This is a genomic window from Paenibacillus sp. FSL H7-0737 (assembly GCF_000758545.1).
Lineage (GTDB): Bacteria > Bacillota > Bacilli > Paenibacillales > Paenibacillaceae > Paenibacillus_AQ.
The window spans coordinates 511,863-537,939 of the sequence record NZ_CP009279.1 but is presented as its reverse complement, the minus strand read 5'-3'; the positions used below and the strand labels follow the sequence as shown (position 1 = coordinate 537,939).

Sequence of the window (26,077 nt, the reverse complement as noted above, 5' to 3'; positions counted from 1 at the left end):
ATTTTTTAAATAAGGGCTATAGCCAGCAGAGTGAACAAACTCAAGGTTAAGATGTCATTTGTAGCAAAAGGATTACCAAAAAAAGCTGAAGTGTGCACAGATCCGTTATGTTCCGTTCTTAAGTAAACATTATTTCTGTCCACATTTGTAATTACGCCTACGTGCTGTCTACCATCTTTAGTCAGAATCCGCACTCTTCTATTCATGTAGCGCAAGCAGCTGCAATAAGCATCCATCAGGAAACTCCCCCTCGCTCGTATTACTTTATTTTATGATGAGAGGTTACGCCGGTAACGGCCAGCAGCGCCCAAAACTTCCGGCTCGACAAATTAACTTTCCAGTTCACTTTGTAAGGTTAACTGTCTTACTTGCTCTTTCTTGCCGTTTACGAGTACTACCACTTTATTGTCATTGTTGCCCTGATTCGCTGTTTCCTTCTTTTTCAGCCCTAGGTACTTTGCAATCCCGATCACATGGCTATCAATGATTGCTTGGATAACCACATCTTTTTTGAGTTTGGCAGCGTCGGTTGCCACATCCAAAAATAAATTCTCCGTGAGTACTGCAGGTATGTTGCTCTCACGCACCACATGCAGTTTTTTTGCCTTTTGGCCCCGGTCGTTGGGGACTCCATTACAAGCGGAAAAGACACTCTTTCGGTAGAAGAATGGTAGAAGAAACAAAAAAGCGCGACTCCCCAAACTTCAAGAATCCGCGCCAAATATGGTTTTTTGGGATGCTGGTGAAGGGAATTGAACCCCCGGCCTACGCATTACGAGTGCGTTGCTCTACCCCTGAGCTACACCAGCTTAAGCCGATTTTTCTGTCAAACAAAAAATATTATACAACTTTCAGCCAGAAACGCAAGCCTATTTCTCCCTATTTCCCTACTCTCCCGAACTGCTATTCCACCTGTAGTTTACGCTCCACAGACTCCAGCTTTCCACGGCTAGTGGAGGGTTTATCGCGGCGGTCGTCTATTTTAAGTGAGGTAGAGACACGCTCTGCACCTGCGGAAAAAGGAGACTCGTGCAGCGCTTCGACTGCAGCAAAAATACGCTGAAGAGGCCCTTCGATGATTGTACCCATGGATGTAAGCTCATAAGTAATCCCTTCTACCGTCTTCAGCACTCGCTGCATATCCGCAACATAGCTGCTAAGGCTCGTACTACCTGTTCCAATCGGAATAACGGTTACTTCAGCAATAGGCATGGGAATACCTCCTCGGAATTTTAAAGTATGTGTCTCCTTCTATTGTAACAACTCCACCGCTCTCCCACAAATGATCTCAGCTTTATTATGCCCCTTCTTCTTTCCCCAAAATTCTCCGAAATATGACTTTCGCCACAAGTATTTTTTCTAACATGAATTCTAGGGTCATCTGCACTACATTTATGGACTCTTTGTGGCATCTTTTCGGACAATTTATGAATCATTTTTCATATGCCTGTGGATCAATTGTGGATTACTTATGGACAGCCTGTGGATCATTTGTGGAGTACTTTTGAAGAACCCGCTCCCCACGCGGGTTTTCTAAAAAACTATTTACAAACACAACATCTTGGGTTATTTTTATCTAACGACAACAAAATATAGTGGAGACAGGCGCTTTGATCCTTTATCGGAATTAGAGCTTAATAGGGAAGTACGGTGAAAATCCGCTGCGGTCCCGCCACTGTAACCGGATGCCCCTTACAAGCTTTTTTAAGCTTAAGATGGGCAGATCTCCTGGCAGAAGCCACTGAGGGGTAAGAGCCCCCTTGGGAAGGCGCTGAGAGGTCCTACGGAAGCCAGGAGACCTGCCTGTTTCGACGACACCAACTATGAGTGCCTGCGAGGAACAGGAACGGTGTCCGCATGCGGTCATCTTCTTAGAGACCACTGCAAATATCTGTGTGGATATTTACATAACGCATCGGGCATTTTCTGCCATCCTCGCTAGAGGATGCTTTTTTTATGAGATCACAATGAATATACGGCCGCTTATGCGGCCCCACTTCTTAATGATAGGACGATAGACTGAGAGGAGAGCTATACAATGACGTTGTTGGAGAGACAATTTAACGGTACAACAAATGCACGAGAAGTTCTTTTAGAAGAGCTCATTGATTTAGGACGCGATATTATCGACAGCCGGGATTTGGACCTGCTGCGCGAGAATGCCAATTTGAACGGAGAGAGTTTCTCCGGTAAAATGAGCAAGTTCGGCAGTGAATATTCAAAATGGTACGCCCGCAACTTTACGATGCCGCCGCAGCTAGTGCAAGCCATTGATGACAATGTCGTCTATGTGCATGATCTGGATCAATACGCAATCGGAACGACTAACTGCATTTTTATCCCGTTCGATAAGCTTCTCCGCGAAGGCTTCAACACCGGCAACGGCAGTGTTCGTCCTCCGAACTCCATAATGACAGCTATGTCACTGGTAGCAATTATTTTTCAATCCCAGCAAAATGCTCAATATGGCGGCGTATCCGCCAATAAACTCGACTATGATCTAGCACCTTATGTAACCAAATCCTTCGCTAAGCTGTTCCGCAAGGGTCTGGATTATTTTGATGAGGGACAAGCTAATGATTCTTTGGGCGAGATTACAATGAGCCGGATCGATCTGGCGGAGTTATATCCAAAAGCGTTTCGTTTTGCACTAAAGGAAACCGAAATCGAAACCCTGCAAGCGGCTGAAAGTATGGTACATAATCTCAACACCATGTCCAGCCGATCCGGTGGGCAAATTCCGTTTACCAGCATCAATTATGGTACTTGTACTTCACCAGAAGGTCAGCTTGTGATCAGCTCCCTGCTAACAGCAACGATGAACGGACTTGGCAGCGGAGAAACACCTGTGTTCCCGATTCAAATCTTCAAATGCAAGCAAGGAGTCAATCAACAGCAAGGTGATCCTAACTATGAATTGTTCCTAAAAGCGGCGGAATGTTCTGCACGCAGACTATATCCGAACTTCGCTAATCTGGACGCTCCGCTCAACTTGCAGTATTATGATCCAAGTGATCCTGATACGGAATTTGCTACAATGGGCTGCCGCACCCGAGTGCTCGGTGACCGTTTTGGGCGTAATCATTGCTCCGGGAAGGGCAACCTTTCCTTTAATACACTGAATCTGGTTCGGCTCGGTCTGGCACACGGCACAGTAACAGGCCGACGTACCGTCGCAGATGAAGCTGGCTTCTATGAGGATCTAAACCACTATATGGATATTGCGCTGGAAGGACTTCTTCATCGGTTCCACATCCAAAGCGCGCAAAAAGCTAAAGCATCCGATTTCATGATGCGAGAAGGCGTCTGGGAAGGCGGCGAAAATCTCGCTCCTGAAGACTCTGTAGGCGAACTGCTGAAGCATGGTAGTCTGTCGCTTGGCTTCATCGGTATGGCGGAATGCATGAAAGCCATGTACGGCAAACACCATGGCGAGCATATGGAAGTCCATGCCAAGGCTGTGGCTATCGTGCGTCACATGCGGGAGTATTGCGACCTTAAAAGTGAGGAACTTAATCTCAACATTACCTTGTTCGCAACACCAGCAGAGGGCCTGTCCGGCAAATTCACCAAGATTGATCGCAAGGTACTGGGTTCTATTCCGGGCGTAACTGACCGTGAGTATTATACGAACTCTTTCCACATCCCTGTATACTACGATCTAGGTGCTGCTCAGAAGATCAGCTTGGAAGCTCCTTTCCATGAATACTGCAATGCCGGGGCTATTTCTTATGTCGAATTAAATGGCAATGCCCGCAGCAATCCATCTGCTTTTATCAAAATCATTAAATATGCACTAGAACAACAGGTCAGCTACTTCAGCATTAACCATCCGATTGACCGCTGCTCCAGCTGCGGATACGAAGGCGTAATTGGGACAAACTGTCCTTCCTGCAACGCACATGAGAATGACGTGCACATCCGTCGTTTGCGCAGAGTTACAGGTTATTTAACTGGCGACTATCAGACCCGCTTCAATGCCGCCAAACAAGCCGAAGTACGGGATCGCGTTAAGCATCTATGAATATTTGCGGATACTATCCGGAGTCGATTAACGAGGGAGAGGGCATGCGGGCCGTCCTCTTCATCAGCGGCTGCCGTCATCGTTGCCCGGGATGCTTTAATCCCGAGACATGGAACTTTAAATATGGAGAAGCCTTCACCTTAGAACGTCAACATGAAATCATTGCAGAAATCGCCGCTAACCCTTTGCTGGATGGTCTAACACTGGCAGGCGGCGATCCTTTTTTCTCGGCAGAAGAGGTACTTGGGTTCATTCATGAGCTTCGCGCCGTGCTCCCTGGCTTCCCCATCTGGATTTACAGTGGTTATACGTATGAGGAACTAACCGCCCTTCCCGGTTCGCCGGAGTGGAATCTACTTACACAGTGTCAGGTATTAATAGATGGACGTTTTATAGAAGAATTGAAAGATACTACACTTCCTTACCGAGGAAGCTCTAACCAACGCATAATCGACATTCCGGCCAGTACGAACGGCTCGGAGGTCTTTCTGTGGCAGCCTACTGCGCTATAATATATCAATTTTTGATATTCAAAATTAATCCAAAATAAGAAGGGATGAAATAACCATGCCACAATTCGTAGTAAAACCAGATAATCGCCAACTGGCTTTTGATGAGAAGCGCCTTTCCGTATACGCCGACCGTATCTTAGAAGGTCTTGATCAACTAAATAAAGAAACATTGCTGCGGGGAGTAATTTCCAAACTGCGTCGTGACTCCGTAAGCGGAGAAGAAATTAGCAATGCCTTCACCATGAGTGCTCTAGAGCTTGTAACGAAAGAAGAGCCTACTTGGAAGTTTGCAGCTGCCCGTGCCCTTCTGACTACCCTTTATAAAAAAGCAGCCGTTCATCGCCGCTATAAAGCTTATCCAGAAGAGCCTTACGGTGAGCTGTACCCGCTAATTACGGATCTCGTAAAAAAAGGAATCTATCGTGAAGAGCTTCTAAGTCATTACACCAAAGAACAAATTATCGAACTAGGTGGGTGTATCGATTATACACGCGATCTTTTGTTTGACTATATCGGTCTGCTTACGCTATCCGACCGTTATTTGGCGCATGATTTTGACGGCCGTGTAATGGAGCTTCCACAAGAACGTTATATGATTATTGCTATGTACCTGATGCACCGTGAACCAGCTGAGAAACGTCTTGAGCTTGTAAAAGAAGCTTACTGGGCTATGAGCAACATCTACATGACAGCTGCTACCCCTACAATGTCCAATGCCGGCAAAAAGGTCGCTGGACAGCTATCCAGCTGCTTCATTGATACGGTAGACGATTCCCTAGAGGGTATCTTTGATTCCAATACAGACGTAGCGCGCCTTAGCAAAATGGGTGGCGGTATCGGCGTCTACCTTGGTAAAGTACGGGCACGGGGTTCGGATATCCGTGGCCATAAGAACACTAGCTCCGGCGTAATTCCTTGGATTCGCCAATTGAACAATACAGCAGTCAGTGTAGATCAACTTGGAACACGTAAAGGTGCTGTCGCTGTCTACCTTGATGTATTCCATAAAGATATTCTCGCTTTCCTCGATCTTAAACTAAATAATGGTGACGAGCGTATGCGTGCACATGACGTATTCCACGGTGTAACCCTGCCGGACTTGTTCATGGAAGCCGTTGAATCACGCAGCCACTGGAACCTCTTCTGCCCACATGAAGTGAAGAAGGTTATGGGCTGGACGGATGAGAACGGTCGTCCGCTTGGTCTGGAAGACTTCTACGATGAAGAGCTTGGTAAAGGCACTTTCCGTGAAAAATATGCTGAAGCTACAGCCAATTTGGAATTGTCCCGTATTACCGTTCCTGCGATCGACATCATGAAACGGATTATGAAATCACAGCTTGAAACAGGTACTCCATATATGTTCTACCGTGATACGGTTAACCGGACGAACCCGAACCGTCACCAAGGTATGGTCTTCTCTTCCAACCTGTGCACAGAAATTATGCAGAATCAATCCGCTACCGTTATTGAACAGGAAGAATTAGTAACCAAAGATGGCAAGACCCGGATTGTTATCTCCAAAATCCCTGGCGATTTCGTAGTCTGCAACCTGAATTCGATTCACTTGGCACGTGCGATTCCAGCTGGTGTGCTGGAAAGACTTGTACCTATCCAAGTACGTATGCTGGACAACGTAATCGACATTAATAATATTGAAGTTCTGCAAGCACAATACACGAACAGCCAATACCGCGCAGTCGGTCTCGGCACATTCGGCTTGCATCACCTATTGGCACTCAAGGGCATTCGTTGGGAATCTGATGAAGCCGTAGAATATAACAACCATTTGTATGAACACATCAACTACCTGTTGGTACGTTCGAGCATGGAGCTTGCCCGTGAAAAAGGCCGTTATCCGAAGTTCGCCGGTTCCGATTGGGAGACAGGTGCATACTTTACTTCACGTGGCTACGTTAGCGGTGAACAAGAAGGTAAATATGTAACCACTGAACAATGGCGCGAGCTGCAAGAAGAAGTGGCTAAAGACGGTGTTCGTAACGCATGGATGTTCGCGATTGCACCGAACGGCTCCACATCGATTATTGCCGGCTCCACAGCCAGCATTGATCCTTTGTATGAATTGCTTTCCTATGAAGAGAAAACAACTTACAAGATCGCTAACCCAGCACCGGATCTGTCCGACAAGACGATTTGGTACTATAAAACTGCGTTTACAATTGACCAAAACTGGTCGATCCGCATGGCTTCTGCTCGTCAGCGTCACGTCGATCAAGGCCAAAGCTTTAACCTGTATGTTCGTCCTGACATCAAGGCTACCGAGTTCCTTGAGCTGCATCTGAACGCCTGGAAGGGCGGATTGAAATCAACTTATTATGTGCGTAGCCGTGCTTTGACAATAGAAGAGTGTGATTCTTGCGCTAGCTAAGAGTCTTACTGCTTTAAAAAATTTGGTGATTTAATCGTAACTGCGAGAAATGTTTGGGCTTCCGGTCGCTGTTATCCTCAGATTTCTTGATCTATACCGTCTTCGCGGTAGAAATCCGAGGATAGCATATGCTTTCGATGCGAGCTTTCCTACGGAAAGCTTTCGGGCGAACGCTATCGCTCCTACAGCTCCAAACTTTCTCTCCGTTACTTCATCAACCTAATTTAATTAAAGATCAGACAAGACGAATTACCAGCGCAAAAAAATGGAGGGAAATTAAATGCAACTACAAAAGATTTTTAACACTGAAGCACCCAACCAATCCACACGCATCATCGACGGTGAGTGCTCAGGTATTCTGAACTGGAACGATATTCGCATGCCGCATATGTACAAGCTGTACAAGGTGCTGCTGCTGAATCACTGGATCGCGGATGAAATCCCAATGTCCAAAGATGCGCAACAATTCCCTATGCTCGATGCTGAGGAGCAACGCGTATTTAAGATCAACATCTCCCTGCTCGCCGTGTTAGACTCGATGCAGACGATGTTCGTAAGCGACGTGAAGCGTTATTTTACTGACTCTTCTCTAGAAGCTATCTCTGCCATTATCGGACAACAAGAAGTGGTGCATAACCAATCCTATTCCTATGTTCTTTCCTCTATCGTGTCGGAAAGTGAGCAGAAAGAAATTTTTGAATATTGGAAAAAAGACCCTGTCCTGCTGGAACGCAATCAGTTTATCTCTGATATTTATCAAGAGTTCCGTGATAACCCTACGAGACAAACCTTTTTCCATGCGCTGGTAGCCGATCTCATCTTGGAAGGAATTTTCTTCTACAGCACCTTCGCCTTCTTCTACAATCTGGCCCGTGACCAGAAGATGATGGCGACCAGCCAAATGATCTCTTATATCCAACGTGACGAGAATCAGCACTGCTATTTCTTCGCAGAAGTATTTAAGCAGCTGCTTGTAGATTTCCCTGAGTTGAACACTAAAGAGAACATGGATTACGTGTATCGTACGATCGACCGCGCGGTAGAGCTTGAAACCAACTGGGCTTACTACACCCTTACTAATGTCCGCGGTATTGATCTTAACGAGCTTAGTGACTACATCAAATATACAGCGAACAAGCGCTTAACCTTGATGGGTATGGAAAAAGCCTACCAAGGCGTTGATGTTAACTGTATGCCTTGGATCAAACCTTTCTCCGATGATGCGCTTAATGCCACCAAAACCGACTTCTTCGAAGCTAAATCCCGTAACTACGGTAAGGTTGGCGACGATAACGGATTCGACGATTTGTAAGACCGGATTATAACGAACCCTATATAAAAAAAAGGCCATTCTCTACTTTCACAGTGAGATGGCCTTTTTACTATAGCAAAAAGCGTCTCTTCACCCCTTGGATCAGGTATGAATGAGACGCTTATATAGTTGGTATGAATCCATTCGAAACAGAATGCTTGCTACTTAGTCTTAAGCCTTGCGTTCCACACGATGTGTAGTTTCTTCTGCAAGCTCAGCTAACGCATCATTCAGACGCAGCTTCAGCTCCTCAGCAAGCTCTACCACTCCGTGATCATTACGAACCACCTGAGAATCCACGGCATACACTCCACCAAGAATGTAACGTGCACCGAGTACAGACAACACAGGTTTCAAAGCATAATCAATCGTAAGTAGATGTGCAAGACTGCCACCCATGAAGAGCGGGAGTACGATTTTGCCGGCCAATCCCTTTTGTGGAACTAGATCCAAGAAGGTCTTCAGCACGCCTGTATAAGAGGCTTTATAAACCGGGCTAACCACGATTACCGCATCCGCTTCGGCTACAAGGCCGTTCGCTTTGACGATAGAATCACTCTCAAACTTGGTATGAATCAAATCTTCCGCTGGCAGCTCTGCAACGTTAATACGCTCAACCTCAAAGCCCTGATCCGTTAAGCTTGCCTCCGCATACTCTATAACTGCATTGATGCGCGATACCAAGGAAGGTGTTCCGTTAATCACAACAATTTTAGCCACTTCTCCACCTCTTTCATCCCATTAAGCAGCTCACACTGCAAGTATTTATCCCGACAGGAATACTTCAAATTAATATTAATCCTATCGCAGATCAGATATTATTGTCAAACCATAAACGCTTGCGCTCATCCCACTCTTGCGATATACTAAGCAACAATATTAAATCCAAGAAACAGGCCAATGACCGGCATCCAACCGTGAGGCGTCTGCGACCGGAGCCTATAATGACTCCCTAAGTTCACCGGGTTTCGCCCGTTACCGCGAAGACCAAAGAGGGTCGAATTCTTTCCTGCTGTTAAGGAGATTCGATCAACCTGGGTGGCACCGCGAGCTGACGCTCCTCGTCCCATGGATGAGGGCGTTTTTTGCGTTTTTTCAAGCATAAATACCTTCGGCGTCCTTTTAAGGACGGTAAGTGTTTGTGCGAGAACTAGAGGGATAAAGTGAAGTGTGAAACTTACACTTTCTTATCTTTTAAACAAAAAGGAGCGAGCGATATGCTGGAAATGAACTGGATCAAGGATAATCAAGAACTTGTAAGAAACACTGCCACATGGAAAAGAGTCGACTTCCCACTGGATGAATTGCTGGAATGGGATGAAAAGCGCCGAAGCCTGCGACAAGAAACCGAACAAATGAGAGCCGAACGTAATGGGCTAACCAAAGAGGTTGAACGATTATTACGGCAGGGTGACCGCCCTGCTGGAGAGATCGTCAAGGTACAGGTACGAGAACTCAATCATCGGCTGAACCTGCTGGAAGCTGATCTGAACGAGGCTGAACGCCGCTGTAGAGAGCTCATGCTGCTCGCACCGAATCCGGTGTCGCAGGATACACCCATCGGCAACGATGATAACGATAATGTAGAACTGCGGTTGAACGGAGCGGTGCCGGAATTCGGCTTTGCGCCTCGTGATCATGTGGAGCTAGGTGAACTCCACGATATTATTGATATTCCCCGTGGCGTCAAAGCAGGCGGTCCTCGCAGCTATGTGCTCAAAGGAGCCGGCCTGATGTTACATCTCGCTGTACAAAGACTTGCCCTAGATGTGCTCACTGCACGCGGATTCACCGTGATGGATGTTCCTGTGATTGTCCGCCCTGAAGCGTTGGAGCGAACCGGATTCTTCCCGGGTGGGATGGATCAGACGTACGAGCTCAGCGGAGATAATCGCTGGCTGGTAGGCACATCTGAAGTGTCGCTAGTTTCACTCTACAGCGACGAGATTGTAGAGCTCGACACACCCATGCGATTAGCCGGAATGTCGACTTGCTTCCGCCGTGAAGTTGGATCAGCGGGGCGAGATGTGCGCGGGCTGTACCGCGTACATCAGTTCTCGAAGATCGAGCAAGTCGTCTTATGCCGAAATGACGAGGGGGTCTCGGACCATATGCTTCACGAGATCCTCGCGAATGCCGAGCACATTCTCCAGCTCTTAGAGCTCCCCTATCGAGTTATGGCTGTCTGCACAGGGGATATGTCCCTGAAGACGCATAAGCAGTATGACATCGAGACATGGATGCCTAGCAGAAGCGCATACGGTGAGACCCATTCGGCTTCTAATCTACTCGATTTCCAAGCTCGCCGTTCGGGCATCCGTTATCGGGATGCGGACGGTCGCTTACAATACTGCCATACCTTAAATAACACCGCAGTGGCTACGCCAAGAATTCTGATCCCGCTGCTGGAGAATCACCAGCAAGAGGATGGTTCTATCTACATCCCTCAGGCGCTGCGCAAATATATGGACGGATTAGAGCGGCTAGAGCTCCCACAACAGTAGTCTGTTTTATCCAAGTAAATTTAAAATAAATAATGCCTATTCACTTCTCAACAAGAAGCTGAATGGGCATTTTTCTGTTCTAAGACCTCCCAAATAGTCGAGTCTAATAGCTCCTTCTCTATTGTTATTCAAATGTAAAATTTAACAGAAGTATAGAATACATTTGTTGTAATCCTTTGATAATTCAACTATAAAAATTGATTCATATATGGGACTATTCATCATCCAATAAACACTAGATTTTAAGGATTGTTGTATTTATGCACTATTTTCAGCCCCTATTCTTATGCGAAAACAATAACTTTTTATTTTTTTATTTTAATTTATAGAACCTTTAATTTATATTAATGCAAACCAACCTTTCATTTTACATTTGAATGATAAGATTTAGTAGGTTTCTAATAAAAGATTTGAGGGGAGAATACTTATCCAAATGATTATTTCTTCAAGAGTAAGGAAATGGTGGGCTAGTGGACTGGCAATGTTAATGCTTGTCGGCAGTGTGCTACCAGCTATTCAGACTGCCGAGGCAGCACCGGATAATAGCAATGTTGTTATCTCACAAGTCTATGGCGGTGGTGGAAACAGCGGAGCAGAGTTTAAGAATGATTTTATTGAATTATACAATCCTACCAACAAACCAGTAGTTTTGACTGGATGGAAAGTTCGGTATACTTCCGCAACTGGAACCTTTAGCAGCGGAACAGAATTAACAGGAACTATTCCTGCAAATGGATACTACCTCGTCCAAGAGGCTGCAGGAACAGGAGGAACTGCTGCACTACCTACTCCTGATGCCGCAGGTATCCTAGCTATGAGTGGGACAAACGGTAAAGTCGACTTGGTTGACCCATCGAATAATACGATAGATTTAGTTGGCTATGGTACAGCTACAGGTGTTGAGGGAACTCCAACCCCTGCTCTCACCAACGCGACAGCCGCTATTCGTAAAGCCGCAGCTGGTGCACCAGCTGATAGCCGTGGTCTAGATACGGATAACAACGTTGCGGATTTTGTTGTTCAAGCAGCAAGTCCACGCAATAGTAGTTATGGTAAAGCACCAGAGACAGCTAGCTCCGTAGTAGCTTCACCAGCCGCTAATGCCTGGCCGGTAGGCACTGAAATTTCTCTGAACTCTCCGACAGTTGGAGCATCCGTCTATTCAGCTGTTTATGGATCAGGTGGTTCAACTGATTTCCAACCTTACACAGGGCCTATCACCTTAACTGAGGACACTACGATTAAGGCGTATGCTTCAGAACCGAATATGCCAAACAGCGCAATAACAACTTTTGACTACACGATTCTGACCAAAACAGACGTCGCAACAGCACGCCTTGGTAATAAAGGTCAGAATATTTCAACAGAAGGTATCGTAACTCACATTAACGCAGCAAAAATGTATATTCAGGATGGAACCGGTGGGATCGTACTTTATGGATTCCCAGAGTTCGCAAACGTTGGAGATCGTGTTGCAGTTAGTGGCGAGATGGATATCTACAGCAACCTGCAAGAGCTCAAACTCCAAAGCGGACTTCAATACTCTGTCGTTGCGAGTGATGTAGGTGTACCCGCACCTAAATTGATTACAGCAACCGACTTGTCTGCAGCCAACGGAGAAAACCATGAAGCTCAGCTGGTAACTATGAATAATGTCACTATAGATAATGTAAATGGAAATACAGTGACTGCAAGTCAAGGCGGACAACAATTCACAATTTTCTCAACCCTGCCTAAACTAGTAAAGGGTGCAACCTTTGATAGTATCACTGGGGTTATCGAGCAATATAATACAACTTATCAATTCATTCCACTTAACGAAAACGCTTTGGTGGAAGAAACCTTTTCCGTAATGGCGAGCCCTGGTGCAGGTCGCATCATTAAAGGAAGTGCTGTGACCCTATCCAGCCCTACCCTTGGAGCACAAATTCATTACACGACCGATGGAACTGAACCGACAGCAGCAAGCAAGCTTTATTCAGATCCAATTACAGTTAGTAAAGATCTTACCATTAATTCAATTGTCGTAGCAGATGGCAAGACAAGTAAGGTGTATACCTTTGCTTATAAAGCTTCTGATCTCCCTCGTATACATGATATTCAAGGAGAATCTCATGCCTCTGAGTATGTAGGTCAGAACGTTACTGACGTAGAAGGTATCGTTACCCAATACGGATACACATTCGCAACTGGCGCTTATAGAGGTTTCTTTATGCAGGACCCTCAGCCGGACAATAATGTGAACACATCGGAAGGTATTTTCGTTTACAGCACAAATGCATCCCTTAAACCTAAAGTTGGAGATTTAGTGCGCGTTAATGGAGCCGTTTCCGAGTATAACGAAGGAAGTGCGAGCAATCTAACCTCCACTCAAATTAATATGACATCACTAACAGTAGATTCCTCTTCTAGTTATACTGTGCCTGAACCTATCGTACTTGGCAAAGGTGGAAGAGCTATTCCTTCTTCCATCATTGATAATGACAGCATGGCTGATTTTGAACCTAGTGAAGATGCCATAGATTTTTATGAATCGTTAGAAGGTATGCTTGTAAAACTCCCTACCCCTACGATTATTAGTCCTTACTGGACAAGTGGTAGCGGAAATTCCATGCTTTATAACATCCCTACAAGAGTAGAAAATGATACTCCTGATGTCATCACACCAGCTGGTGGACTAGTTCTAAAAGAATATAACCAATTCAATCCTCAGCGTCTTATCATTGCTTATGGAAATCCGGGTCAAGAAGTAATCACCGGAGATAAGTTCGCTGGAGATGTTACAGGAGTCATCGGATACAACAATGGCAATTTCAAAGTAATTCCGGAGAACGGTAAGCTGCCAACCATTACCCCAAGTACTTTTAAACAAGAAACAACTACTCTTGAGGTTAATGAGGACAAGCTATTAATCGCTTCATACAACATTGAGAACTTCTACCCAGGCGTCGGAGCAACAAAAATCCAGAAACTTGCCGACTCCATCACGAATAATATGAAAAAGCCTGACATTATCGGCGTGGTCGAAATGCAGGATAGCAATGGTGAAACCAATAATGGAATCACTGAAGCAAGTGCTGACGAACTAATTAAGGCTATTGAAACTGCAGGCGGTCCTGTATATAAATACACAGACATCGCTCCAGTCAACAATCAGGATGGCGGAGCTCCAGGCGGAAACATTCGCGTAGGCTTCTTGTACAATCCAGCAAGAGTACAGCTTGCGGATAGTGTAAACGGTCAAAAAGGTACATCTACGCAATCCGTTGCTTATAATGCAGCGACAGACAAGCTGACTTACAATCCAGGACGAATTGATCCAACGAATGCTGCATTTGCTAGTTCACGTAAACCACTTGCTGCACAATTTATTTTCGGCGGCGAAAAAGTGATCGTGATCGCAAACCATTTCAATTCAAAAGGCGGCGATAATGGTCCTTTCGGGAACGTTCAGCCACCGGTATTGTCCAGTGAAACACAACGTCATAAAATTGCGGCGGTCGTAAACGGATTTGTCAAAGAGGTTCTGACTGCTAATCCTGAAGCCAACGTCGTAGCTCTTGGCGATTTGAATGATTTCCAATTCACTAAAACTGCAACTATTTTAAAAGGTACAGAGCTGGACAATTTGATCGACACATTGCCTTTAAATGAGCAGTATACGTACACCTATGACGGAAACTCTCAAGTACTGGATCATATTCTTGTCAGTAAAAATCTAACGGCTTCTTCCAAAGTAGATGTCGTCCATCTAAATGCCGACTTCTCTCCATCGAAAGGTCGGGTATCCGATCATGATGCGGTTGTAGCACAGATTGATTTTAGTACTGCTGAAGATTTTCCATTAACAGTTCTACACACCAACGATACGCATGCAGGATTAGATACTGTAAGCTCACCAAACAACATCTTGCGCCGTGTAACAGCAATCAAAACTGCTAAGGCGACTACAGAAAACCCTATTCTTCTCGATGCGGGTGATGTGTTCTCCGGAACACTCTACTTCAACAAGTATCTGGGTCAAGCAGATCTGGCCTTTATGAATCTGGTCAAATATGACGCTATGACTTTCGGTAATCATGAATTTGATAAAGATTCTGATACGCTTTCCAAATTTATCGGCAACGCTAAGTTCCCTTTTGTCTCATCTAATGTGAATTTCTCTGCAGATGATATTCTAAGCAAAATGTTCACCAACGAAATTGGTCGATCGGGTAATGCGGCAACCATCTACCCTGCTCTGATTAAAGAAGTAGACGGCGAACAGGTTGGTATCATTGGTCTGACGACAGAAGATACAGCGAACATTGCTTCACCAGGTAAAGTGACTTTTGAGAATGCTGTAGTGAAGGCAAAAGAAACTGTCGCTATGCTGCAAAAAGAAAAGATTAACAAGATTATTGTTCTCTCACACCTTGGCTACGAAGAGGATCTCAAGTTAGCCAAAGCGGTTAATGGCATTGATATTATTGTCGGTGGTCACAGCCACACGCAATTAGATCAAGCGGTTGTAGATAACAGCGATCCTAATGCACCGAAGCTTATCGTACAAACTGGTGAAAAAGGACTTTTCCTTGGTCAGCTTGAAGTTAAATTTAACAAAGATGGCATACTGACAAATTGGAAAGACCAATTAATCTCCATCGACGCTAAGAACGGCGCTAACTACGTAATCGCAGAAGATCCTGAAGCTAAAAAGATCCTGGATACCGAATATAAGCCAGGTATTCAAGAGCTAACCAATGAGGTAGTAGGTAACTCAGAGGTTGTTCTAAACGGCGTTCGTGATAATGTTCGCACAAAGGAAACCAACCTCGGTAACCTGATTGCCGATGGAATGCTTTTTGCAGCTAAGAAAGCTGGCACTAATGCGGTAATTGCCCTGCAAAATGGTGGCGGTATTCGCGAATCTATCAATGAAGGACCGATTACACAAGGTGAAGTACTCGGAGTACTTCCTTTCAACAACGATCTGGTTACGATCACTTTGACCGGACAAGAAATTAAGGATGCAATGGAGAATGGGGTTTCCAAAACTCCAGCAGCAGACGGACGTTTCCCGCATGTTGCAGGGTTGAAATTCTATTATGACTCCACGAAGCCTGTGAACGAACGTGTATTACGTATCGAAGTGAAGAACGGAGACAAATACGTTCCTCTAGATCTAAAAGCATCTTATGAAGTAGCTACTAATGCTTTCACAGCTAAAGGTGGAGATTTCTATACTTCCCTTGAGAAGGCCTATAAAGAAGGCCGTGTGAATCTGCTGTATCTGCCGGACTTTGATGTATTTACGAAGTATCTTAAAGAAGTTGGAACTGTCACTGCGAACACTTCCGCTGTTGAGGGCCGGATTGTGGATCTGAAAGGTGCACCACTGCCGGAGACAACTGAAGACTTCCCATTAACAGTTCTACACACCAACGATACGCATGCAGGACTAGATACTGTAAGCTCACCAAATAACATTCTACGCCGTGTAACGGCAATCAAAAATGCTAAGGCGACTACAGAAAACCCTATTCTTCTCGATGCGGGTGATGTGTTCTCCGGAACACTTTACTTCAACAAGTATCTGGGTCAAGCAGATCTAACCTTTATGAATCTGGTTCAATATGATGCTATGACTTTCGGGAACCATGAATTTGATAAAAATGGTGAAAGTTCTGAAGTGCTTTCCAAATTCATCGGCAACGCTAAGTTCCCTTTTGTCTCATCCAATGTGAATTTCTCTGCAGATGATACGCTAAGCAAAATGTTTACCAATGAAATCGGTCGTTCGGGTAATGCGGCAACCATCTACCCTGCTCTGATTAAAGAAGTAGACGGCGAACAGGTTGGTATCATTGGTCTGACGACAGAAGATACAGCGAACATTGCTTCACCAGGTAAAGTGACTTTTGAGAATGCTGTGGTGAAGGCAAAAGAAACTGTCGCTATGCTGCAAAAAGAAAAGATTAACAAGATTATTGTTCTCTCACACCTTGGCTACGAAGAGGATCTCAAGTTAGCCAAAGCGGTTAATGGCATTGATATTATTGTCGGTGGTCACAGCCACACGCAATTAGATCAAGCGGTTGTAGATAACAGCGATCCTAATGCACCGAAGCTTATCGTACAAACTGGTGAAAAAGGACTCTTCCTTGGTCAGCTTGAAGTTAAATTTAACAAAGATGGCATACTGACAAATTGGAAAGACCAATTAATCTCCATCGACGCTAAGAACGGCGCTAACTACGTTATCGCAGAAGATCCTGAAGCTAAAAAGATCCTGGATACCGACTATAAGCCAGGTATTTTAGAACTGAGCAATGAGGTAGTAGGTAACTCAGAGGTTGTTCTAAACGGCGTTCGTGATAATGTTCGCACAAAGGAAACCAACCTCGGTAACCTGATTGCCGATGGTATGCTTTTTGCAGCCAAGAAAGCTGGCACTAATGCGGTAATCGCCCTGCAAAATGGTGGCGGTATTCGCGAATCCATTAATGAAGGACCCATTACACAAGGTGAAGTACTCGGAGTACTTCCTTTCAACAACGATCTGGTTACGATCACTTTGACCGGACAAGAAATTAAGGATGCAATGGAGAATGGGGTTTCCAAAACTCCAGCAGCAGACGGACGTTTCCCACACGTTGCAGGGTTGAAATTCTACTATGACTCTACGAAGCCTGTGAACGAACGTGTATTACGTATCGAAGTGAAGAACGGAGACAAATACGTTCCTCTAGATCTAAAAGCATCTTATGAAGTAGCTACTAATGCTTTCACAGCTAAAGGTGGAGATTTCTATACTTCACTTGAAAAGGCCTATAAAGAAGGTCGCGTGAATCTACTGTACCTGCCGGACTTTGATGTATTTACGAAGTATCTTCAGAAGATTGGAAATGTCACTGCGAACACTTCCGCTGTTGAGGGCCGGATTGTGGATCTGAAGGGTGCACCATTGCCGGAGATAACCCCAACTCCGACACCAGTGCCGACACCAGTGCCAACATCACCAACAGTTCCAACATCAACAGCAACAGTAGCACCAACACCTACTGCAACAACAGCACCAACGGCTGCACCGCAAGTAACAACAATTGATGCTGCTGATCTGACCAAACAACTTGCTGAACTGCCAACTGGTAAACATGAACTGGTTATTCCGGTTAAAGCGACTACTGGCGGCGCTCAAGTAGAACTCCCAGGCAGTGTGCTTGTAAAACAAGCTGCTGCACAGCCTAACACCATTCTTACCCTTACTACTGATGGCGCTTCGTATTCCTTGCCGCTCAGTGTTATAAACAGTGTATCGCTTGCCGCTCAATTAGGCACCAGCGACTTTACAATTACAGTATCCATTCTATTAGCGGATTCGAAAACGCTAAGCAGCACAAACCAAGCTATCGCTTCACAGCTAGGTAATGCTACTTTAGCTGCTCCAGTAATCGAATTTAGTGTTTCAGCAGTAGCCGGATCTAAGCGTGTACCGCTGAACAACTTCGGCAGTACTTATGTTAATCGGACGATCAATGTACCTACTTCCTTAAATTCAAATAACGCAACGGCAGTCGTCTTCGTGCCTGCTACAGGCAAGATTTCCTTCGTGCCTGCGATATTTGCCCCTAAGGCTAATGGAACAACAGATGTTACGATTAAACGGAACAGCAACAGCTATTACACCGTTGTTAAATCTTCCAAAACGTTCGGAGATATTAGCGGACACTGGGCTAAAGCGTCCATTGATCTGTTAGCTTCCAAACTGATCGTTAGTGGAACCAATAGCGATACATTCTCTCCTTCACAGTCGATCACACGGGCTGAGTTCGCAGCATTAATTACGCGTTCTCTTGGACTTGTGACAACGGGTGGCGAGACAACTTTTAAGGATGTAAATCCAAACGCATGGTATGCTGATGCTATTCGCACTGCTGCAGAAGCCGAATTGATTTCTGGTTATACCGATGGCAGCTTTAAGCCAGGTAGCCCGATCACTCGGCAAGAAATGGCCTCTGTATTAGCTAAAGCCATCAAGTACACGGGCAAAACCTTAAATGCCGATCCTGCAGCACTAGCTAAATTCAGTGACGCAGCAAGCATTCCTGCTTGGTCCCAAGCAGCAGTAGCAGAAATCGCTGCTGAGGGCATCATTCAAGGAGCGAAAGACGGTTCCTTTGCTCCACAAAAGCTGGCAACTCGTGCTGAAGCCGTTACGATGCTGGAGAAGACCTTGAAATCTCTTCAGTTCATCAATTAATAAAGGCCCACAGCTCTGAGGACAAAAAGGCGGTTCCTAGGGTGCATAATGCACTCGAGGAACCGCCTCTTTTTCATATAACCTCTAGGATTCCATCCCAGCCTCATTCTCTTCATAATGACTTGTATCCCCGTGCAGCAGGATCTCCGGCACGCCATCCGTAAAATCAATCCTGGATAAGCAGGTTGGATATATGTAAGGCAGATCCCATAGCTTAGGCAACTCTCTGCCCTCAAAATAAGCCATCAAGAGCTTGATCACTACCGTATGCGTTACGATAAGAATCGTCTCACCCTGATGGGCAGTGAGAATTTCCTGAAGCTTCTCCAGTGCTCTTGTCTGCACCTCTGCGAAGGTCTCGCTGCCCTCCACTTTAAACCGGTCGGGTTCCTTCCAGAAATAACGATGCTGGTCTGAATACTGAGCTGCCAGTTCAGCAGAATCTCTACCTTCCCATACGCCCATGCCAATTTCTTTAAATGCATCGGAAATCTTCAGCGGAACATCCCGCTCTCCGCGTATAATTTCAGCTGTACGCAGCGCCCTTGGGCTAGAGCTTGCATAAATGACATCCAGATTTGTAGCCTGCATTCCCTGGCTCAACCATTCCGCCTGTTGTACGCCAAGCGTCGTCAGCGCAGAATCCATATGACCTTGCATACGATTCTGCACATTCCATTCTGTCTGTCCATGACGCGTTAGATATATCGTTGTAGTACTCATCCGTTGCTTCTCCTCCTAATCCCAAATTCAGAGATAGTCTACTTCCTGTTTTGCTCCATCCAGTTCACCGCATAGTCTACAATTTCACGCTGTGGAATCAATTGAGCTGCAGCTGAGGCGATATGACCATTTGTAATGAGCCCTGTCTCTTGCCCGAATTGCTCAGCAAGATCAACGAAATCGTCAGAGTTCCAATCTAGCTCCTTGAATTCCACCCACTGTCTATGACCATCCACTAGTATAGGTGCTCCGCCAATGGCTTCCTTCTTTCCTTCATAGAAGGCCCGGCATTCAGCAAGATGTAATGAAGTATTATTCAGATTACCAACGCCTAGCAGCAGCACACTTCCCCCCAGATCATAAATACGAGCTAATGGAGAGTCATCCCCCAAACCGTATTCGAGGGAGTGACCATATATAATCTCATCCCTATGCTTGCCCCAAGCCGCAAATGAATGAATGGGGTGATCGCTGCGCTTTACCTCTTTTTGTCTACGGAAGCAATCCGGAATAACCCCCATTCCTCTCAGTGGGGTCAGGTCTGGATCATAAGCCGGCATCTGCTCACGGATACTCTGCCACCAAGATTCGGGTACCGGTGGGTTACTCCAGCCAGCAGGGTCCGTCAGATCACTAGAATGCGTGGGCATCACAAGTGTACCTGACTCTCCAAGAACCTCCTCAAGCGCCAAAATAACGGCAACCGGGCCACCTGCCACCCATTGGCCTAGTGATTTGAAGGACGAATGCAGTATAATCGTCATCCCCGCCTGTACACCCAGTCGCCGAAAGTCCTCTGCCAACGTCTGAACTGTAATCAAATTGCCTTGAATTTCTTCCACCCTTCATTCCTCCAAACTCTCTTGCTGCTAATCCTAGCAAAGCTTCTCACTGCCATTATATAGGAGGATCACTTCTAACGACACCCTTAACGCCCATCAAGGTACAGTTCAGCAATGATATTTATACTAAAGCTACTTATCCTGCCTTTTACGACAGATCTTCAGACAGCATTTTGGCTCTATAATCCCCTGGAGAGATCCCTTCCAACTCTTTGAATACACGGGCAAATTGCTTACTGTTCTCAAAACCTACTTTCTCCGAAACCTCAGCAAGCTTGCCACAGTCTTTCGCTAGCAGTTCTTTAGCATGACGGATGCGTACCTTTTTTAAATAAATGACAAAATTCTCACCAGTATATGCTTTGAAGGCTTCGCTAAAATAAGAATAATTCAAAGAAACATGGTTACTAACCATAGCCATATTTAGTGGACGAGCATAGTTGGCTTCAATATAGTGCAGCGCTTCCTCCATGTCAGCATGCTCCGTATGAGCAGAGCGTACCCCTACAATGTAATTACTCACACTCAGGAGCAAATTCTCAAGCGCACGATAATAATCATGAAAATGACGATAATTGTACATATTGCCCACTGTGCGATACAGCTTCAACACCTCTACCGAGGCCTCGCCATGCACCCGAAATACTTCATCCAGCACCAATTCATTGATATTCTGTCCCACCGACTCCAAATAAGACAGGTCAAGCGCCTTCAAATGCTCAGTCTGAAAAATCACAGCCAGAAGATGCTTCATCTCCTTCTCGCGTTCTGTTCCAAGCATATTGAGCAGCTTGCGAATTTCCTCCTTTGGTAAGGGGGAATTAGACCGTTCTTGACTCACATCCTCGTAATTCAACAAGTTCACTTGTGGATATACAAAAGTATACTGTAATGCCCGACAAGCTTCCTTATAACAGGAACGAAGGTCTGCAAGACTTCCTCCTTCGCTACTTATCCCAATCGACAATCCCATTATTTCTTTGGCTTCAGCTTGTCTGGACAGCTCAATAAAGTCCTGTTTTCTGGTTCCGAGCAATACTAGCTTACCGTCCCAGTCCGTTGTGATTTCCGAGAAATATTTTTCAAGTGGTCCCATCAATCGTTCAACCAGCCCCTGAACATCCCCAGGCTTCATTCTTGTTCCGTCATTACAATAGTAATTCAACACACCTACTGTAAAAGGAACCTCCAAGTCATCTAGGCTCTCCTGCTGCTCTCGCTCCAACTGAACTTCCTGCTGCATAAGCAGCTCGCGTAAACGGCTAGAACGCAGCTCTCGGCGAAAACGTTCTGCTTCCTGTTCCTGCTGCCTTGCGCTGAGATTCTGCTCCTCCTCCTCCTTGTCTATACACTTCAAGATTTCGAATAATTCATCTCTACGAATCGGTTTAAGTAAATAATCCTTCACGCGATAACGGATCGCGCTTTTGGCATATTCGAAATCGTCATACCCACTTAAAATTAGCACTGCCGGACTTTTCTCGCCCCCTGTCGCCGAAGACAACCGCTCCAACAACGTAATTCCATCCATTACCGGCATACGAATATCCGTAATAATAATATCTGCACCATCTGTCTTAAAGACCTCGAGCGCCTCTGCACCATTGCTCGCCATTATGATCGAATATGCGGATGGAAATTCCCTTTCAATCATGATCTTCAGACCTACACGAATATTTTTCTCATCATCAACGATCAGTAATTTCTTCATGGTTGTTTTTCTCCCGTCAAAAGAACTTTCGGCAAGCTTAGACGTACCATCGTCCAACTCCCTGCCTCGCTCTGTACTACAAGCCCGTATTCTTCGCCATAAAAGATTTGCAGACGCTGGTGTACATTTCGCAGTCCTATGCCCCCTGCTCTCTGGCTTACTTCCCGCTGTTCACAGGAGCTATCACAATCACAACATTCATCCTTAGCATATATCGCCTCGTTTAAAGCAACTAGACGTTCTGGGGTAAGACCGATACCATTATCACGAAGCTCTATGGAAATATCACCTTCCGTTTCCGAAATATGAATATTAATGCTCGGGTCCTGTAAATTTTCTTTCTCCCCACACCAAGCATGCTTAACACTGTTCTCCACAATAGGCTGCAGTGACATTTTAAGCACCTCCAGCTCCATATATCGAGGCTCAATATGAAGCACCAGCTTAACCGGATATTCAAAACGAATATTCATCACTTCAATGTAGTTCTCAATATGGCGAATTTCATCTCGCAGCTTCACATACTCTCCGGACCATTTGAAATTATAACGCATCATCCCCCCCAGTGAGGTTAATGCATCCGAGATCGTTCGTTGGTTCTCAATTTCAGCCAGCATTTTAATATTTTCCAGCGTATTATACAAAAAATGTGCGTCAATCTGGTTATGCAGCGTACGTAGCTCAGCCTCTTTTGACAATGCTTGCTTGCTCACTGCTTGAGCCACCAATGTATTGATCGTGTTCATCAGTTTGGAGAAATGATGGGCAAGCTCACCGACTTCCCCTCCACCACGAATCATAATTCCACTGTAGGCTTCACCTCTGCGCACTTTTTTCATTGTTTCGGTCAATCTACGTAGATTTTTTAGAATAAAGGCATTTGTCACATAAGCAATCAGCGTTAGCAGGGTAATGAACCCGACATTGGCTCCAATGATTAAGTTGCGCGTTCGGGAGATATCCTTCATAACTCCCTCCATGGACACTACATTTAACAAATAAGCATCAATACGTTCTAGCGGAGTGTTAATCAACAAAAAAGATCGACCATTCTCCGAGTAATCACTATCCCATTCTCCAGTTTCCCGAAAATGCTTATACCGTTCTGCAATCATATCGGCCATCTTCAGATTATCCTGCAAAAAAGAATGATCCGGTCTGGTGAAAACCTGTAGCTCACTATCCACAAGGAACATCTGGGTCTGATTATCCCGGACGTCTGTATACGTCTTGGGTGTAAAACGACTCAGCAGCATATCCACCTGCACCATACCGATATGATTGTCTGCTGGACGACTCTTCTCACGCAACAACGAAACCTTTGGCAGACTCTCCGCCGGTGCTTCCAAGTATCTCTGCATCAGATCAGGATCACTTTTCTGAAAAGACCAGTATTCCTGTCCCTTCAATTGAAGCGCTTTCTGAAACCATGGCTTGGAAGAAACCCGCTCTTCCCGAAAGATAATCGGCCAAATTTCATGCACTTTATCGCTTCTCGAATACAGCCTCAAATGCTCAATATTCGGATTATTAAATTGAATACGAGTCATATTCACATAGGCATTTGTATTGAAATTAATCAAATCTACTAGCTGGGGTTCAGTTTCATTCGCAAGGAATTCTTCTACATCGGTATCAGAATAAGCCATCTGCGCCGCACGTTCCATCGCCTCAATTTGATTATAGATATGTAATTTTTCCATTTGCAGCAAATAATCATTTTTCTCGACGGCATCTCTGAGATAGGTATTATTGATAGACTCATAGAAGTAGACGGATACCAGCAAGCACGGGCCTAAAATAATAAAAACATAGGCTGCAATTAAACGACTCTGGAGAGATCTTCTCCCCCACCAATAACTAAAAGAATGCCATAATGCTCTAGCTCGCTCACGCCTGTTCACACTATACACTTCTGTTCTGTCCACCTCGCTAAAATAGTGAATACTTAACCTATTTAATATCTATACCATATTTATAGATTGAAAATAACCCAATCGCCCGCATTAGCGGGCGATTGGGTCCTGTTTATTTTATTTTTTTGCGAGTTTTTGCTTATTCTCTTCATATTTTGTTTGCTGGAAGGCTTGCACTTTAGCCAGACCCAGATCCTCTTGCTTCTTGATGTAATCTGTCCAGATGGAATCAAATTCAGCATCGGATGGAGCCATCAAAAGCTTCGGTAACGTTTTGCTGCGCAAATCTTTAATTTTAGATAAGATGACGCCCTCAGGGGAGCTTGCCAACGGATCGATTTGATCAAACTCGGAGATACTTTTTGTTTTTCCGCGAGTCCAGTCTTCAAGCTGTTTGAAAGGCTCTACAGCTGTAGGTGTCCATTGCGCTGTAATATTGGTATTCATCAGCATCCAGAACGTAAAGGAAGAACCATATTGCTTGTCGAATGCCGAACGGTCTTTATTCATCAGATCAAAGACTTCTGGTTTAAATTGGTCTTTGCCGTCAATGGTATCATAGCTGACGCCTTTTTCTCCAAGATAGAGATCTTTATTACCTTCTTCACTGTTCAGGTAACTAAGGAATTTAATAGCGCGTGCTTTGTCTTTAACATCTTTGGAGATCAGCGTTACTGTCCATCCGGAAATGGCAGGGCCGTTCAGAGTAGGTGCATCTAGGTTGGTATTAGCCGGTCCGTCAACAGCGATATAAATTTTGTTCGGGTCTTGCTGGTACAGAGTTCCCAATTGGGCTGCAAAGTCAGTGCGTTGGTACAGCATCGCGAAGTAACGGCCTTGAGCGATTTTTTCTTCCATTTGAGGACGTTTGTCAATAAAGATATCTTTAGAAAGCAAGCCGTCTTGGTTCGCTTGACGCAAAGTTTTCATCCAGCGGATATATTCAGGGTCAGTCTCACGATTGTATAACTTGCCGTCTTTTTCTCTTGGAATAGCTAAGAAGTTCTGAATGTATTGTTCCAGAGAATCGTTACCAGTTGCGGTAAATTCGTGCAGACCGAGCGGAATTATCGGTTGACCATCGATTGCAGGGAATTTCTCTTTAGCGGCCTTCAGCGCTGCCACGAATCCTTCCGGTGTGCGCATATCAGGACTGCCAATCGCTTCATAAATATCTTTGCGGACTACGAAGGTTTGGTTGGATACATAAGTGTCGCCATATTTCTCGTAATCTTTAGGTGAGGAAGAAGCATTCGGATAACCGTATACATTGCCATCAGCTTGTGTGTACCATCCCAGTTTGTCAGGGTCGGATACTTTGAAGAAGTAAGGATCATATTCTTCTGCCAGTTTGTTAAGAGGAAGCACGAGATTACCTTCAATCATTTTCTTAACTGCATCTTCATACCATCCCAGTGTAATGAAGTCCGGCAGTTTACCGGAAGCAATCAGTGTGTTCAGCTTTTCATTTTCATTACCGGCTGGAACGATAAAGTTAATGTCAACACCGGTTTTTTTAGTGATATATTGGGAAGTTGGATCCACACCCCATTTATTAGGGAACCAGGCAAAGTTCAGGTACCAGTCAAACGTAATTGGTGATGTGTCGGATTTCCAACCCGGCTCATCAGCGGATAGTGCTGTAGCTTCTGGCGCTGTTGTAGCTGTTGCCTCTGCTGTGTTGCCTTCAGTCTTGTTTGCGGTATTACCTTTGTTTGCGGCGTTGCCATTGTTGCCGGAACAGCCCGCTACGGACAGAACCATGATTGTTGCCATAAGCAGCAGCATTATTTTCTTTGGCTTTCTTTTCATGTCCATGCTTGTTTACCCCTTTTCTTAGATTGATTAATAATTATAATTTGCAACTCCAAGACTGCGGGAGCAGTCTGGAGGAGACACCAC

General features: G+C 45.1%; 15 protein-coding genes, 1 tRNA gene and 1 riboswitch. Of the genes, 6 read left to right on the top strand and 10 right to left on the bottom strand.

The genetic code is table 11. The annotated features are described in order from the left end of the window. Window positions 1-5: 5 nt before the first annotated feature. The 4 genes from H70737_RS30940 to H70737_RS02365 form a co-directional block, all read right to left on the bottom strand. On the bottom strand, window positions 6-236 hold the full coding sequence (locus H70737_RS30940) for a hypothetical protein (RefSeq protein WP_042184478.1): 231 nt from the start codon (window positions 234-236) through the stop codon (window positions 6-8). A 93-nt stretch (window positions 237-329) separates the two neighbouring features. After that, window positions 330-587 (bottom strand): N-acetylmuramoyl-L-alanine amidase, encoded by a 258-nt coding sequence (locus tag H70737_RS02375; RefSeq protein ID WP_231573463.1) that lies wholly within the window; start codon window positions 585-587, stop codon window positions 330-332. A gap of 150 nt (window positions 588-737) precedes the next feature. Then, a tRNA-Thr gene (locus H70737_RS02370) sits at window positions 738-809 on the bottom strand. 94 nt (window positions 810-903) lie between these two features. Further along, window positions 904-1,212 (bottom strand): MTH1187 family thiamine-binding protein, encoded by a 309-nt coding sequence (locus H70737_RS02365; RefSeq protein ID WP_042184474.1) that lies wholly within the window; start codon window positions 1,210-1,212, stop codon window positions 904-906. A 374-nt stretch (window positions 1,213-1,586) separates the two neighbouring features. Further along, a riboswitch (cobalamin riboswitch) is annotated at window positions 1,587-1,821 on the top strand. A gap of 217 nt (window positions 1,822-2,038) precedes the next feature. On the opposite strand from H70737_RS02365, the gene H70737_RS02360 reads away from it, so the two are divergent. The 4 genes from H70737_RS02360 to H70737_RS02345 all read left to right on the top strand — a co-directional run bounded on the left by H70737_RS02360 (window position 2,039) and on the right by H70737_RS02345 (window position 8,237). After that, a complete protein-coding gene (locus H70737_RS02360; protein ID WP_042184472.1) occupies window positions 2,039-4,024 on the top strand; it encodes an anaerobic ribonucleoside triphosphate reductase in 1,986 nt (661 codons plus the stop codon). Next, the gene (nrdG, locus tag H70737_RS02355) at window positions 4,021-4,536 is read left to right on the top strand and encodes an anaerobic ribonucleoside-triphosphate reductase activating protein (protein WP_042184469.1); all 516 of its coding nucleotides are present in this window, start codon (window positions 4,021-4,023) and stop codon (window positions 4,534-4,536) included. Before H70737_RS02360 ends, nrdG begins: the two co-directional genes overlap by 4 nt. A gap of 55 nt (window positions 4,537-4,591) precedes the next feature. Beyond that, entirely contained in the window at window positions 4,592-6,925 is a 2,334-nt protein-coding gene (locus H70737_RS02350) for a ribonucleoside-diphosphate reductase subunit alpha (RefSeq protein WP_042184468.1), read from the top strand. Between the two features lie 280 nt (window positions 6,926-7,205). Further along, window positions 7,206-8,237 carry a ribonucleotide-diphosphate reductase subunit beta gene (locus H70737_RS02345; protein WP_036682584.1) on the top strand — a complete coding sequence of 344 codons (1,032 nt, stop codon included), beginning with the start codon at window positions 7,206-7,208 and terminating at the stop codon, window positions 8,235-8,237. A 171-nt stretch (window positions 8,238-8,408) separates the two neighbouring features. Here the strand turns inward: H70737_RS02345 and ssuE are convergent, their stop codons facing one another. Then, on the bottom strand, window positions 8,409-8,957 hold the full coding sequence (gene ssuE, locus H70737_RS02340) for an NADPH-dependent FMN reductase (RefSeq protein ID WP_042184465.1): 549 nt from the start codon (window positions 8,955-8,957) through the stop codon (window positions 8,409-8,411). Between the two features lie 497 nt (window positions 8,958-9,454). Between ssuE and serS the strand changes: the two genes are divergently transcribed. Beyond that, on the top strand, window positions 9,455-10,741 hold the full coding sequence (serS, locus tag H70737_RS02335) for a serine--tRNA ligase (RefSeq protein ID WP_042184462.1): 1,287 nt from the start codon (window positions 9,455-9,457) through the stop codon (window positions 10,739-10,741). 433 nt (window positions 10,742-11,174) lie between these two features. Then, window positions 11,175-18,983 (top strand): 5'-nucleotidase C-terminal domain-containing protein, encoded by a 7,809-nt coding sequence (locus H70737_RS29615; protein WP_052404134.1) that lies wholly within the window; start codon window positions 11,175-11,177, stop codon window positions 18,981-18,983. An 84-nt stretch (window positions 18,984-19,067) separates the two neighbouring features. On the opposite strand, the gene H70737_RS02320 is transcribed toward H70737_RS29615, so the two are convergent. From H70737_RS02320 to H70737_RS02300, 5 genes are all read right to left on the bottom strand, one after another. Further along, window positions 19,068-19,706 carry a histidine phosphatase family protein gene (locus tag H70737_RS02320; protein ID WP_042184460.1) on the bottom strand — a complete coding sequence of 213 codons (639 nt, stop codon included), beginning with the start codon at window positions 19,704-19,706 and terminating at the stop codon, window positions 19,068-19,070. Between the two features lie 38 nt (window positions 19,707-19,744). After that, window positions 19,745-20,548: an AAC(3) family N-acetyltransferase gene (locus H70737_RS02315; protein WP_042184458.1), complete on the bottom strand. Its 804-nt coding sequence runs from the start codon at window positions 20,546-20,548 to the stop codon at window positions 19,745-19,747. 148 nt (window positions 20,549-20,696) lie between these two features. Next, window positions 20,697-22,259: a response regulator gene (locus H70737_RS02310; protein WP_042184456.1), complete on the bottom strand. Its 1,563-nt coding sequence runs from the start codon at window positions 22,257-22,259 to the stop codon at window positions 20,697-20,699. Beyond that, window positions 22,256-24,163, bottom strand: a complete 1,908-nt coding sequence (locus H70737_RS02305; protein ID WP_231573376.1) for a cache domain-containing sensor histidine kinase — start codon at window positions 24,161-24,163, stop codon at window positions 22,256-22,258. Before H70737_RS02305 ends, H70737_RS02310 begins: the two co-directional genes overlap by 4 nt. 129 nt (window positions 24,164-24,292) lie before the next feature. Further along, window positions 24,293-25,993, bottom strand: coding sequence for a type 2 periplasmic-binding domain-containing protein (locus H70737_RS02300; RefSeq protein ID WP_042184452.1), 1,701 nt, complete (start codon window positions 25,991-25,993; stop codon window positions 24,293-24,295). Between the last annotated feature and the right edge of the window lie 84 nt (window positions 25,994-26,077).

Bases quoted from the DNA above. Each gene is read 5' to 3' on its own strand.
- H70737_RS30940 (WP_042184478.1), bottom strand. From the start codon at position 236: ATGGATGCTTATTGCAGCTGCTTGCGCTACATGAATAGAAGAGTGCGG.
- H70737_RS02365 (WP_042184474.1), bottom strand. From the start codon at position 1,212: ATGCCTATTGCTGAAGTAACCGTTATTCCGATTGGAACAGGTAGTACG.
- H70737_RS02360 (WP_042184472.1), top strand. From the start codon at position 2,039: ATGACGTTGTTGGAGAGACAATTTAACGGTACAACAAATGCACGAGAA.
- nrdG (WP_042184469.1), top strand. From the start codon at position 4,021: ATGAATATTTGCGGATACTATCCGGAGTCGATTAACGAGGGAGAGGGC.
- H70737_RS02350 (WP_042184468.1), top strand. From the start codon at position 4,592: ATGCCACAATTCGTAGTAAAACCAGATAATCGCCAACTGGCTTTTGAT.
- H70737_RS02345 (WP_036682584.1), top strand. From the start codon at position 7,206: ATGCAACTACAAAAGATTTTTAACACTGAAGCACCCAACCAATCCACA.
- serS (WP_042184462.1), top strand. From the start codon at position 9,455: ATGCTGGAAATGAACTGGATCAAGGATAATCAAGAACTTGTAAGAAAC.
- H70737_RS29615 (WP_052404134.1), top strand. From the start codon at position 11,175: ATGATTATTTCTTCAAGAGTAAGGAAATGGTGGGCTAGTGGACTGGCA.
- H70737_RS02320 (WP_042184460.1), bottom strand. From the start codon at position 19,706: ATGAGTACTACAACGATATATCTAACGCGTCATGGACAGACAGAATGG.
- H70737_RS02310 (WP_042184456.1), bottom strand. From the start codon at position 22,259: ATGAAGAAATTACTGATCGTTGATGATGAGAAAAATATTCGTGTAGGT.
- H70737_RS02300 (WP_042184452.1), bottom strand. From the start codon at position 25,993: ATGGACATGAAAAGAAAGCCAAAGAAAATAATGCTGCTGCTTATGGCA.